Here is a 12,638-nt window from a genome sequence, read left to right as displayed (position 1 = left end):
GACGGGTCGTCATGCGCAAGGTCGTATCACCCCGCCCCAGCGGCCACAGTCCGGCTCTTCTGCTGACGTCGCTCGCCGATCTGCTGCGGACGTGGCTGCCCCAGCAGCGCTGGTTCGCGGGCAAGGGCCGGGACATCACCGAGCTGTCCCTGCTCTCGGTGACCGAGCTGCATCCGGCATGCCTGCACCTGCTGGTCAGCACCCGGCACGGCACTTCGCCGTCCCAGCCCGGGGACTGCTACCAGTTGCTTCTCGGCGTCGGGGACGTCCTCCCTCCCCGGCTGGCGCACGCCCGTATCGGCCGGGCGAGCGAGGGACCGTTGGCCGGTCTCACGGTGTACGACGCCCTGCAGGAACCACGGTCGGCCGACCTGCTGCTGGAGCGGCTGCGCACCCCGGGCACGGCGGGTCCGCTGCGGTTCGAGCGTGACGCGAAGGTGGCGGTCCCCGCCGGTCTGACACCCCGCCTTCTCGACGTGGAGCAGTCCAACTCCTCGCTGGTGTACGGGGGTTCGTACATCCTCAAGGTGTTCCGACGGGTGCAGCCCGGCATCAATCCGGACCTGGAGGTGCCCTGGGCCCTGGCCCGTCAGGGATGCACCCGTGTGCCGGCCCCCGTGGCGTGGATGCGGACCTCACAACCCCAGGTGGCGACGCTCGCTGTGCTCCAGCCGTTCCTGCCGGACGCCGTCGACGGATGGACCCTCGCACTCGAATCGCTCACCGCGGGACGGGACTTCGCGGACGAGGCGTACGAACTGGGGCGGGCGACCGCCGAGGTGCATCTCGCGCTGGCCGCCGCGTTCGCCCTCGGCGCGCCGACCGGGCGCGGGAACAGGCGACTCGCGGCGGCGATGATCGAACGGCTGGACACGACGAGCCGGTCGGTGCCGGAGCTCGTGCCCCATGCGGACGGGCTGCGGGCCGCCTTCGACGCGCTCGCCGTGCTCGACTCGGGCCGTCCGGCTCAGCGGATCCACGGCGATCTGCACCTCGGTCAGGTGCTGTGGGCCGGGGAGCGGTGGTTCGTCATCGACTTCGAGGGCGAACCTGCCCGTCCCATCGCCGAACGCCGACAGCTCCAGTCCCCCGTACGCGATGTCGCGGGCATGCTGCGCTCCTTCGACTACGCCGCCCGCAGCCGCCGCCCGTGGCGTCCGGAGTGGGCACGTCGCTGCCGGGATGCCTACTGCGCCGGGTACGCCGCCCAGGCGCGGTGGGACCCGCGCGCGCAACCCGAACTGCTGAGGGCCTACGAGACGGACCGAGCCGTGTACGAGGCACTGTACGAGGCGCGGCACCGGCCCGACTGGCTGCCCGTGCCGATGGCGGCGATCGCCCGGCTGGCCGAGAACTCCCCCGTTCCCTCCGGCAGTCCGCACACACCCATCCCTTCGTTCCACAGCGCTCAAGGAGGCTGAAACCGTGGCAGCCCGCAATATCTCCGTACCCCTGACCCCGCCGCCGTCCAAGGACGTCCGCCCCGCCGAGGCCGGTTCGTCCGCGCCGGGGCAGGACGGTCCCGGAGAACGGCGGCCGGTGTCCTCGATGGACCCGGCGGACCGGGAGCGGCTGCTGTCGGGAACCCATCACGATCCGCATGCACTGCTCGGGGCGCATCCCGTGTCGGAGGGTGTCGTCTTCCGCACGCTGCGGCCGTTCGCCGAGGCCGTGTCCGTGTCATTGCCGGACGGGCTGCGGATGAAGCTGGACAGCGAGGGCGACGGCCTCTTCTCGGGAGTGCTGCCGCTCGACGTCGTGCCCGAGTACACGTTGCTGGTCAGGTACGCGGACGGCACCGAGCTGGAGGTGGAGGACCCGTACCGGTTCCTGCCCGCGCTCGGCGAGCTCGATCTGCACCTCGTCCGTGAGGGCCGGCACGAGCAGCTGTGGCAGGCACTCGGGGCCGAGCCGATGACGCACCAGTCAGTGGCGGGCACCCGCTTCACCGTGTGGGCGCCGAACGCCCTCGGCGTGCGGGTCGCCGGGGACTTCACCTTCTGGGACGGTACGCAGTTCCCGATGCGCTCGCTGGGCGCGGCCGGTGTGTGGGAGCTGTTCCTGCCCGGCATCGGCGAGGGTGCGCGGTACAAGTTCGAGATCACGTCCCGCCACGGCGGCCGGTTCCTCAAGGCCGACCCGATGGCACGCCGCGCCGAGGTGCCGCCCGACACGGCGTCCGTCGTCACGGCCTCGCACTACGAGTGGAACGACGCGCAGTGGCTGGCGCACCGCGCCGACACACCGGTGCACGAGGCGCCGTTCTCGGTGTACGAGATCCATCTCCCCTCCTGGCGCCCCGGATTGACGTACCGTCAGTTGGCGGACGTGCTGCCCGAGTACGTCGCCGACCTGGGCTTCACGCACGTCGAGCTGATGCCGGTCGCCGAGCACCCCTTCGGCGGCTCCTGGGGCTACCAGGTCACCGGCTTCTACGCGCCCACCGCCCGCCTCGGCAGCCCCGACGACTTCAAGTACCTCGTCGACGCACTGCACCGGGCCGGCATCGGCGTCATCATGGACTGGGTGCCCGCGCACTTCCCGAAGGACGACTGGGCGCTGGCCCGCTTCGACGGGGAGCCGCTCTACGAACCCGGGGACGACCGGCGTGCCGAGCATCCCGACTGGGGAACGTACGAGTTCGACTTCGGGCGGGTGGAGGTGCGCAACTTCCTCGTCGCCAACGCCGTCTACTGGTGCGAGGAGTTCCACATCGACGGGCTGCGCGTGGACGCGGTCGCGTCCATGCTCTACCTCGACTACTCCCGGGACTCCGGCCAGTGGACACCCAACGTCTTCGGTGGGCGCGAGGACCTCGACGCGATGGCGTTCCTCCAGGAGATGAACGCGACGCTGTACCGGCGGGTGCCGGGGATCGTGACCATCGCGGAGGAGTCGACCGCCTGGGACGGGGTGACCCGTCCCACCGACAGCGGCGGTCTCGGCTTCGGCCTGAAGTGGAACATGGGCTGGATGCACGACTCGCTGGAGTACATCCAGCACGAACCCGTGCACCGCAAGTACCACCACAACGAGATGACGTTCTCGATGGTGTACGCCTACAGCGAGAACTACGTGCTCCCCATCTCGCACGACGAGGTCGTGCACGGCAAGCAGTCACTGGTGTCGAAGATGCCCGGCGACTGGTGGCAGCAACGGGCCACCCACCGCGCCTACCTGGCCTTCATGTGGGCCCACCCCGGCAAGCAGCTCCTCTTCATGGGCCAGGAGTTCGCCCAGGGCGCGGAGTGGTCGGAGGCGCACGGGCCCGACTGGGGGCTGCTCGATCCCGCGTACGGCGCCGAAGCGGACCACCGGGGAGTGCGCGACCTCGTCCGCGAGCTCAACCGTCAGTACCGGGCGGCCGGCGCACTCTGGGAGCGGGACACCGACCCTGGCGGGTTCGCGTGGGTCGCCGGGGACGCGGCGGACGACAACGTCCTCGCCTTCCTGCGGTTCGCGGCGGACGGGGAACCGCTGCTGGCCGTCTCCAACTTCTCGCCGGTCGTACGGCACGAGTACCGGCTCGGAGTACCGGACCACGTACCTGCCTGGCAGGAGGTCCTGAACACCGACGCGGAGTGCTTCGGAGGCGGCGGTGTCACGCACGCCGACGCCGTCAAGGCCGACGGGGAGGGACTGAACGGGTGGGCGGCCAGTACGCGGCTCACGCTGCCGCCACTGGCGACGGTGTGGCTGCGGCCGGCATAGGAAGGGCGCGTTTCCCCTCGCGTCCCGTCGGGCACGTCTCGTCCCGGCCGTTCGTTCGACGGTCGCCGCTTCCCGGTACTGGTGCCGCAGCTCAGATTGGACTTCCGTGGCCGACATCGTGTCCCCTTGGCCCCATTCCCCCGTCAGGGTCGGCCTGGTCGGAGCCGGCCCCTGGGCCCGCGGCGTCCACGCGCCCGTGCTCGCCGCCGGACCCGAGACGGAGCTGACGGCCGTGTGGGCACGGCGCCCGGAGGCCGCGCGGGAGACCGCCGCACCGCACGGAGCCGTCGCGGTGTCGCGTTTCGAGGAACTGCTCGACGTCTGTGAGGCGGTGGCCTTCGCGGTGCCCCCGAACATTCAGGCGGACCTCGCGGGCCGCGCCGCGAAGGCGGGCAAGGCGCTGCTGCTGGAGAAGCCGATCGGGCTGGACGTGCCGTCCGCGCGGCGGCTCGTGGACACGGTGGACGAGGCGGGGGTCGTCTCCCAGGTCGTCCTCACCAACCGCTATCACCCCGCCGCCCAGGAGTTCCTGCGGGCCGCGAAGGGCATCGAGGTGTCGGGAGCCCGTTCGAGCTGTCTGAGCGGGGCCTTCCTCGGCGGTGACTTCGCGACTCCCTGGCGGCTGGAGCACGGTGCGCTGCTGGATCTCGGACCCCACATCCTGGACCTGCTGGACGCCGCCGTGGGGCCCATCGTGCGGGTCCGCGGCACGGGCGACCCCCGCCGATGGGTCGAGCTGACCTGCGAGCACGAGGGCGGTGCGGTCAGCCAGGCCTCGCTGTCCGGATCGGTCGACGTGCAGCCCGGGAGCATGCGCGTCGAGCTCTTCGGGCCCCGGCCGGGGCTCGTGTACGACAGCGCGGACCTCGATCCCGACGCGTGCTGGCCGGTGCTGCGCCAGGCCTTCGCCACGGCGGTACGCACGGGTGTCCCCGGTGAGCTCGACGCCCGGCGGGGCCTCTACCTCCAGGAGTTGATCGCGCAGGCCGCGGCAACCGTCGAGAGCTGAACCAGCTCGACGCGAACCGCCTTCAGACGGACTCCCTGTAGCAGCGCAACGCGGGCATGGTCACGGCCAGTACGAGCATGGAGAGGACGACGAGCAGGCCGCCGCCCACGACCGCCGTACGAGGGCCCAGCGCCGATCCGGCCGTGCCGTGCAGGACGTCGGCCAGTCGGGGGCCACCCGCGACGACGACCGTGAACACGCCCTGCATCCGGCCGCGGAGCTCGTCGGTGACGGCCGAGAGCAGGATCGCTCCGCGGAAGACCATGGAGACCATGTCGGCGACTCCGGCGGCCGCGAGGAACGCCACGGCCACCCACAGGTTGGCGCTCAGACCGAAGCCGGTAATGGCCACGCCCCAGGAGATCACCGCGACGATGACCATGAGGCCGTGCCGGCGCGCCCGGGAGAAGGTGCCCGACATGAGCCCGCCGAGCACCGCGCCGATGGGAATCGCCGCGAACAGCAGCCCGAGCGCCAGGCCTTCGCCGTACGGCGCGTACGTCTGCGCGGCGAGCTGGGGGAAGAGCGCGCGGGGCATGCCGAAGACCATGGCGATGATGTCGGCGAGGAAGGACAGCAGCAGCACCTGGTTGAGCGAGATGTGGCGGAAGCCCTCCGCGATCCCCCGCAGCCCCGCCCGGCCGGCCGTTGCTCCGGCGGTGGCGAGGGGCGGCAGCGAGGGGAGCCGGTGGACGGCCCGGACCGTGGCGCACAGGGCCAGCGCGTCGATGAGATAGAGCTCGGCGAGGCCCACGACGGGAATGAGGGCTCCGGCGAGCAACGGGCCCGCGACCAGGCCGGTCTGCATGACGGTCGAGCCGAGTGCGTTGGCCGCGGCCAGTTCCTCCTTGGGGACCAGCCGGGCGATGGAGGCCTGGCGGGCCGGGGAGTTGAGGCCGAAGAACGCCTGCTGGACCGCCAGCAGCACCATCAGGACGCCGACCGACCCGAGCCCGGTGACGGCCTGTATCCAGAAGAGCAGGGAGGTGACGGCGATACCGGTGTTGGTGACGAGGAGAAGCTTGCGCCGGTCCACGCTGTCCGCGATCGCGCCGCCCCACAGGGCGAAGACGACGAGGGGCAGCAGGCCCGCGAAACTCGCGTAGCCGACCCAGGCCGAGGATCCGGTGATGTCGTAGATCTGTTTGGGTACGGCGACGGCGGTGAGCTGGCTGCCCACGGCGGTGACGACGGTCGAGGACCAGAGGCGGCGGTACGCGGGTCGGCGCAGCGGCCGGGTGTCCATGGCCCAGCGGCGCCACCCGCTTCCCTTCCGCTCCTCCGGGTCCGCGGGTTCCCCGGTTGCGGTCCGGGGTTCCGCGGGGTTGTCCGCACTGCCCTTGCTCGTGTCCACGCCCGTCCTGGTTGCTCGATACATCTTTCTGTTCGAGGGTCACTATCGCGGATGCGGCGCGGTCTTCGTCGGGCGGGCCGGTCCGTGGACAGGCGTGTTGGTTCACGACGGTCCGCACCGGGCGGACCAGCGGATTCCTGGGACCGGTTCGGGGACCCGCGGTCAGTTCACAGGGGGCGGGTAGACGGCCCCGGCCAGGAGAAGCGCCGCCTGCTCGCGGGCCTGGTCCAGCGCACCGGGGAAGATGCGCAGGCCGTGGGCGACGAGGGCTCCCTCATGGAGCAGCATCAGGGTGCGGCCCAGGGAGTCGGCCGTGGTGGGAGCGGACGGGCGTACGAGATCGGTGAACAGTGCGAGCATCCACTGCTTCTGGCCGGTGACGACCGCGTACGCCGGGTGGGACGGATCCTCGATCTCCGCATGGGCGTTGACCATGCTGCAGCCCCTCGGGCTGGTCGTGTCCATCCAGTCCCGTGAGGCGGCGAAGACCTCCAGGACCCCGTCCCGCGGCGACTCGGCGGCTTCGAGCCGAGGTGCGAGGAAGGCGCGCCAGCGCTCGTCGCGGTCCGCGAGGTACTCGACGACGATCTGGTCCTTCGAGCCGAAGCGGTCGTAGAGCGTCTTCTTCGTGACGCCGGCCTCCGCGGCGATCAGATCGACGCCGACGGCGTGGATCCCCCGGTCGTAGAAGAGCCGCCCGGCCGCTTCCAGCGCGCGGCGGGCGGCGGGGGTCATCGGTACGCGGCGGGGGGTGCTCGTGGTGCTCATTCCCCCATAGTAGACCGATCTGTATAGTCGATGCCATGTATACAGATCGGTCTACTCCCTGTCGGCCGTTCTGTCGGCCATCCACTTCTGGAGGTGTGCGGTGCCGTGAACATCCTGCTGTCGATCGCGTTCGTAGGGGCCTGGAGCTCCGGTTTCATCGGGGCCAAACTCGGGTCGGGCAGCGCGTCCGCCGTGACGCTCCTGCTGTGGCGTTTCCTGCCGCTGGCGCTCGTCCTGGGCGTCGTCGCCCTGACCGTCGCCCGGGCGTCCTGGCGTGGGCTGCGGCCACGCGACCTGTTCCGGCAGGCCGTCGTCGGGGCCCTGTCGCAGAGCGGGTACCTCCTGACCGTCTACTACGCGATCGAGTTGGGCGTCTCCAGCGGCACGACGGCCCTCATCGACGGCACGCAGCCGCTCGTGGCCGGAGTACTGGCCGGGCCCCTGCTGGGTGTGGCCGTGTCGCGTACGCAGTGGCTCGGGCTGGGGCTGGGCGTGGCCGGAGTCGCCGTCGTCACGGCGGCCGACGCCGACGCCGGGACGGGTGTCGCGTGGTGGGCGTATCTCGTGCCGTTCCTCGGCATGCTGTGCCTGGTCGCGGCGACCTTCCTGGACCGCCGCAGCCGTACGGACGTCCGCCCGATGGTGTCCATGACGGTCCACGCGGTGACGAGTGCGGTCATCTTCACGGCACTCGCCGCCGTCACCGGAGGCGTGACGCCACCGGCGAGCGCTTCCTTCTGGACCGCCGTGGTGTGGCTCGTGACGCTCTCGACGTTCGGCGGATACGGGCTGTACTGGCTGCTTCTGCGACGGTCCGGGGTGACCGCGGTCAACACCCTCATGTTCCTGATGGCCCCCGTCACGGCCGTGTGGGGTGCGCTGATGTTCGGCGAGCCCTTCGGGACACAGACAGGGGCGGGCCTCGCGCTCGGCCTGCTGGCCGTCGCCGTCGTCCACCGCGGGGAGCGCCGACATCGCCGAGACGGCGACGAGCGGCGCGGCCCGAGCGAAGGTCACTCGGGCCGACGAGACCCGGAAGCAGGCCCGTTCACGCCCCGGCGATCAGCGTGGCGCCGAGCGCGATCATCGTCGCGGCGACCAGAGCGTCCAGTACCCGCCACGCCGACGGGCGGGCCAGGAAGCGGCTGAGCAGCCGGGCGCCGAAGCCGAGAGCGGCGAACCAGACCAGGCTGGCGAGCACGGCGCCGAGACCGAAGGTCCAGCGCAGGGGCCCGCGGTCGGCCGCGATGGAGCCGAGCAGGAACACCGTGTCCAGGTAGACGTGCGGGTTCAGCCACGTCATCGCCAGGCAGGTGAGTACGGCTCGGCGTCGCGAACCCGCCACCCCCTCGGTCCCCGGCGTCACCGTCAGCGCCGAGGGGCGGAAGATCCGGCGCACGGCGAGGCAGCCGTAAGCGATCAGGAACAGGCCGCCGACCAGGGCGACCGCGGTCAGTACCGAGGGCCAGGCCACCACCACCGCGCCGACACCGCCGACGCCCAGCACGATGAGCGCCGCGTCGGACAGGGCACAGATGCCCACCACGGCGAGCACCGCCTCCCGGCGGATGCCCTGGCGCAGCACGAAGGCGTTCTGGGCGCCGATGGCGACGATCAGGGAGAGGCCGGTGCCGAACCCGGCGGCCGCGGCGGCAAGAGTGCTGGTCACGGCGCCCAGGCTAGGAAGCCGACCGGGGAGAAGTACAGCTAAGGATTCTTACGTATCATTAGCTGGCGTGATGACAGAGCTTCCTCTCGACCAGGTGCGGACCCTGCTGGCCGTCGTGGACGAGGGCACCTTCGACGCCGCCGCTGCCGTGCTGCACGTGACGCCGTCCGCGGTGAGCCAGCGCGTCAAGGCACTCGAACAGCGCACGGGGCGCGTGCTGTTGATGCGTACGAAGCCGGTCCGGCCGACCGAGGCCGGTGAGGCCGTCGTACGCTTCGCGCGTCAACTCTCCCGGCTCGAACGCGACGCCCGCGCCGAGCTCGGTATGTCCGGCTCCGAAGATCCGGCCCGGCTCTCCATCGCGGTCAACTCCGACTCGCTGGCCACCTGGTTCCTGCCGGCGCTCGCCCGCGTGCCGGAGGAACTGGGGCTCTGCTACGAACTGCGCCGCGAGGACCAGGACCACACGGCCGCGCTGCTGCGCGAAGGGCTGGTGATGGCGGCCGTCACCTCCTCGCGGGACGCGGTGACGGGCTGTTCCGTGCGCAGCCTGGGGCGTATGCGGTACGTCCCGGTGGCGAGCCCCGCCTTCGCGGCGCGGTGGCTCGGCGGCCGGCCGCACACCCCGCTGCGGGACGTGGTCCACGACGCGCCCGTGGTGGCCTTCGACCAACGCGACGATCTCCAGGACGCGTTCGTCCGCAGACTCGGAGGCGGCCGCCGTCGCGGCGCGAGCCGGTTGCGGCATCTGGTGCCGACGTCCGAGGGCTTCGTCGACGCCGTGGCCGCCGGGATGGGCTGGGGCATGGCTCCCGAGGTGCAGGCGGCGCCCCTGCTGCGCGAAGGGCGGCTCGTCAATCTCGCACCTGACCGGCAGATCGACGTTCCGCTGTTCTGGCAGCAGTGGCGGCTCGACTTCCCGGCGCTGGCGGCCGTGGCCGAAGCCGTCACCTCGGCGGCGGCCGACGCCCTGGACGGCGACCCGGTCGGCTGACGTCGGCGGACGGGCTCGCCGGGCGCCTCAGGAGGCCGGGCCGGGCCCCGCTTCCCGCTCCAGGAAGCTGATCACCTGGGCGGCGAGGCTGTCCTGGGCGGAGTCGGAGCGGGCGCCGACTCCGACGGCCGTGTCGTGCGCGCCGATGCCGCCCGACCAGAGGTACCGCTCGGTCCACTCGTCGTCGACCTTCAACTGCACCTGGATGTCCACGAGGGACAGGCAGCTGTCCGGAGCCGCGGCGTACAGGACGGAGGTGACCCGGCGCAGGGGGTAGACGTCGAAGCCCTCGATGAACTGGGAGTTGCGCCAGTCCAGAAACGCGCTCTCGCCGTCGCTTCCGATACGGATGTCGAGTTGACCGTCCTCGAGGTGAATGCCGAAATGTTCGGTCGTACGGTTTTCGACGGTCACCCGGAATCGGAAGTAGACCAGGCCCTCGGCCGCGTCGTCCCGCCCGCGCGGCGGCTCGGATTTCTCCAGGCCATGGACGCGGACACGCAGGCCGGCATGCCCGTCGTCGTACTCCTGCCAGTCCCCGACCACATTCGGCTCGTACACAGTCCACCTCTCGACCTCAGAGGAGTGCTTCCTATCTGTGCGCGCGACGGAGTGTCAAATGAGCAGAATGGGCAGTGGCCAGGGATTTTGCCCTGCTTGATCGCCGATCAAGCCGTGCGCAGCCAGAACCCTCATCCCAGGCGTCACGGCCATCACCCGGGCGTGCTGCACATCACGTCCCGCCGCAGGGGCCGGCGAGGCGGCTCCCGACGGCCGGGGCGAGGGACGCTGTGCAGTGCATTCGAGCCAGCGCAGAGCGGTCCGCAGGCCAAATGACACCGCTTTCATTTCCCTCACATTCCCACTGTTGATTATCGAATCGATTGAATGCCAGAATCCGTTCTGCCGCGCTGACATACCCCACCAGCGAGGCAGCCCGGCTGCGCCGGATGAGGATTACGGCGGAAATTCGGGCCGATTCCCGATCTACGCGATCCGAGAACTTGAGCCGCGTTCAGCAATGCATCTTGAGCTGCACTTTTATTGATGAGGCACGGTATGCCACCACACCTGAGCTCTCACCACGGTTCCCCTCCGGACGGGGCTCCGGCCGGGCCCGCTCCCCGGCCCACGATCGGTTCCCACCCCGACTTCCGCTCCGTACGCGGCGCTCACCGCAGGTTCGCAGCGGTGGCGATGTCGGTTTCGGTGGGTGGGTTCCTGCTGTTCGTGCTGCTGTCGAGTTTCCTGCCCGGCGTGCTCAACCAGCCGCTGTTCGGCCATGTGACGCTGGGACTCGCGGGCGGTGTGGGGCAGTTCGTCGTGATGGCCGTGACCGCCTGGCGCTACTGCGTGCACATGGACCGGCGGATCGACCCGACCGCCGACCGCCTGCGTGCCGAACTGCACCGCCACGCGGCCCAGCGGGCCCGAGTCCCCCAGCCGCAGAGGCGGTTCAGGACGTGGTGACCTCCGCCGCCGCCCTCACGGCGGCCACCTCGGAAGGCGGCACGGCGCACCTCTCCGCGGGTGTGGTCGGCGGCTTCAGTCTGAAGCTGACCTTCATCCTCTTCGTGTCGGTCGTCGTGGTCAGCATGTTCACCGCACTCATCACCGCTCCGCAGGGCGACGAGATCGCCGAGTTCTATCTCGGCAACCGGACCATGTCGCCGCTGCGCAACGGGCTCGCGATGTGCGGGGACTACCTGTCCGCGGCCACCCTGCTGGGCAGTACCGGCCTGGTCGCGCTCACCGGCTACGACGGCCTGCTGTACCTCGTCGGCACCAGCGTGGCCTGGGTGATGGTGCTTTTGCTGATCGCCGAACCCCTGCGCAACTCCGGCAGATTCACACTCGGCGACACGCTGGCCCTGCGTCTGCCGCGCAGCCAGCGTTCGGTCCGCCTGGCCCTCGCGTTCTGCACGCTGATCATCACCGTGCTCTACCTCGTCGCCCAACTCGTCGGCAGCGTGGCCCTGCTGACACAGTTCGTCGGGCAGCCGGACAGCACCACCCGCACCCTGTGCGTGGTGGCCATCGGCACCCTCGTCGTGCTGTACGTGGCGCTCGGCGGCATGCCCGGGGCGACCTTCATCCAGATCGTCAAGGCCGTCATGCTGGTCGTCGGAGTCGCGGTGACCGCCGTGATGGTGCTGCACCGCTACCGGTGGAACATCGACGGCCTGCTCGGCGCCGCCGCCTCGGGCAGCGGGCTCGGACAGCGCTTCCTGGAGCCCGGGCTGCGCTACGGCGCCAGTACGACCAGCAAACTCGACTTCTTCAGCCTGCAGATCGCCATCGTGCTGGGACTGGCCGCGCTCCCCCACGTGATGATGCGGCTGCTGGCGCCGAGCGCCACCCGGGTGCTTCGCCGCTCCATCCTGTGGGCGATGGGCCTGGTCGGCTTCGTCTGTCTGGCGGCGGGCGTGCTCGGGCTGGGCGCCACAGCACTGGTGGGCCGGGACGAGATCGCGGGTATCGATGCGAAGGGCGACGCGGCGGTACTCCTGCTCGCCCAGGAGATCGGCGGCGCCGTACTCACCGCGCTCATCTCCTGTCTGGCCTTCGTGACGCTGCTGGCCGTGGCCGCGGGGCTCACCCTCGCGGCGGCCTCCTCGCTCGCGCACGACCTGTACGGAGAGGTGATCCGCAAGGGGCAGGCGCGCCAGCGCGAGGAGCTGACCGTGGCCCGGCTGGCCGCCGTCGTCATCGGTGTCCTCGGCATACTGCTCGCGCTCGTCTCCTGGGGGACGAACACGGCGACCCTGGCGTTCCTCGCCTTCGCGATCGCGGCGTCCGCGATCCTGCCGACCATGGTCTACAGCCTGTTCTGGCGCCGCTTCAACGCGCGTGGGGCGCTGCTCAGCCTCTACGGAGGCCTCGTCACCTCCGTTCTGCTGGTCGTCTGCTCCCCCGTCGTCTCCTCGAAGGCCGCCTCGTTCTACCCCGGCGCCGACTTCGCCTTCTTCCCGCTGCAGAACCCGGGGATCGTCTCCGTCCCCGCCGGATTCCTGCTGGGCTGGCTCGGCACGGTCATGTCCCGCGAGCCGCAGGACACCGAGACGTACGAGAACTTCGAGGTCCGCGCGGTGCTGGGTGTCGATCAGCCGGCCTGAACACCGACGGGGCGCAT

General features: G+C 70.8%; 11 protein-coding genes. 7 read left to right on the top strand and 4 right to left on the bottom strand.

The features are described from left to right. The first annotated feature begins 11 nt into the window (after nucleotides 1-11). The 3 genes from O1Q96_RS19190 to O1Q96_RS19180 all read left to right on the top strand — a co-directional run bounded on the left by O1Q96_RS19190 (nucleotide 12) and on the right by O1Q96_RS19180 (nucleotide 4,720). Entirely contained in the window at nucleotides 12-1,421 is a 1,410-nt protein-coding gene (locus O1Q96_RS19190; protein ID WP_269249362.1) for a maltokinase N-terminal cap-like domain-containing protein, read from the top strand. A 127-nt stretch (nucleotides 1,422-1,548) separates the two neighbouring features. Next, the gene (glgB, locus tag O1Q96_RS19185) at nucleotides 1,549-3,711 is read left to right on the top strand and encodes a 1,4-alpha-glucan branching enzyme (RefSeq protein WP_269253645.1); all 2,163 of its coding nucleotides are present in this window, start codon (nucleotides 1,549-1,551) and stop codon (nucleotides 3,709-3,711) included. Nucleotides 3,712-3,817: 106 nt separating this feature from the next. Then, nucleotides 3,818-4,720, top strand: a complete 903-nt coding sequence (locus tag O1Q96_RS19180) for a Gfo/Idh/MocA family protein (RefSeq protein WP_269249361.1) — start codon at nucleotides 3,818-3,820, stop codon at nucleotides 4,718-4,720. 22 nt (nucleotides 4,721-4,742) lie between these two features. Here O1Q96_RS19180 and O1Q96_RS19175 read toward each other — a convergent pair whose 3' ends face one another. Together O1Q96_RS19175 and O1Q96_RS19170 are read right to left on the bottom strand one after the other, a co-directional pair. Then, on the bottom strand, nucleotides 4,743-6,074 hold the full coding sequence (locus O1Q96_RS19175; RefSeq protein WP_269249360.1) for an MFS transporter: 1,332 nt from the start codon (nucleotides 6,072-6,074) through the stop codon (nucleotides 4,743-4,745). A gap of 162 nt (nucleotides 6,075-6,236) precedes the next feature. Continuing rightward, complete coding sequence (locus tag O1Q96_RS19170; RefSeq protein WP_269249359.1) at nucleotides 6,237-6,842, bottom strand: TetR/AcrR family transcriptional regulator; 606 nt, start codon at nucleotides 6,840-6,842, stop codon at nucleotides 6,237-6,239. Between the two features lie 105 nt (nucleotides 6,843-6,947). On the opposite strand from O1Q96_RS19170, the gene O1Q96_RS19165 reads away from it, so the two are divergent. Next, nucleotides 6,948-7,991, top strand: coding sequence for a DMT family transporter (locus O1Q96_RS19165; RefSeq protein WP_269249358.1), 1,044 nt, complete (start codon nucleotides 6,948-6,950; stop codon nucleotides 7,989-7,991). On the opposite strand, the gene O1Q96_RS19160 is transcribed toward O1Q96_RS19165, so the two are convergent. Next, on the bottom strand, nucleotides 7,891-8,511 hold the full coding sequence (locus tag O1Q96_RS19160) for a LysE/ArgO family amino acid transporter (RefSeq protein ID WP_269249357.1): 621 nt from the start codon (nucleotides 8,509-8,511) through the stop codon (nucleotides 7,891-7,893). The two genes, O1Q96_RS19165 and O1Q96_RS19160, sit on opposite strands and share 101 nt — an antisense overlap. A 67-nt stretch (nucleotides 8,512-8,578) precedes the next feature. Between O1Q96_RS19160 and O1Q96_RS19155 the strand changes: the two genes are divergently transcribed. Next, nucleotides 8,579-9,505 (top strand): LysR family transcriptional regulator ArgP, encoded by a 927-nt coding sequence (locus O1Q96_RS19155; RefSeq protein ID WP_269249356.1) that lies wholly within the window; start codon nucleotides 8,579-8,581, stop codon nucleotides 9,503-9,505. Between the two features lie 27 nt (nucleotides 9,506-9,532). On the opposite strand, the gene O1Q96_RS19150 is transcribed toward O1Q96_RS19155, so the two are convergent. Further along, nucleotides 9,533-10,066: a hypothetical protein gene (locus O1Q96_RS19150; RefSeq protein ID WP_269249355.1), complete on the bottom strand. Its 534-nt coding sequence runs from the start codon at nucleotides 10,064-10,066 to the stop codon at nucleotides 9,533-9,535. Nucleotides 10,067-10,702: 636 nt separating this feature from the next. Here O1Q96_RS19150 and O1Q96_RS44475 point away from each other — a divergent pair. Together O1Q96_RS44475 and O1Q96_RS19140 are read left to right on the top strand one after the other, a co-directional pair. Further along, complete coding sequence (locus O1Q96_RS44475) at nucleotides 10,703-10,975, top strand: DUF485 domain-containing protein (RefSeq protein WP_419587051.1); 273 nt, start codon at nucleotides 10,703-10,705, stop codon at nucleotides 10,973-10,975. Next, complete coding sequence (locus tag O1Q96_RS19140; RefSeq protein WP_419587050.1) at nucleotides 10,972-12,621, top strand: solute symporter family protein; 1,650 nt, start codon at nucleotides 10,972-10,974, stop codon at nucleotides 12,619-12,621. The genes O1Q96_RS44475 and O1Q96_RS19140 overlap by 4 nt, the downstream gene beginning before the upstream one ends. Nucleotides 12,622-12,638: the final 17 nt, after the last annotated feature.

Source organism: Streptomyces aurantiacus (genome assembly GCF_027107535.1).
GTDB lineage: Bacteria > Actinomycetota > Actinomycetes > Streptomycetales > Streptomycetaceae > Streptomyces.
This window is presented reverse-complemented; position numbering and strand designations above follow the sequence as displayed.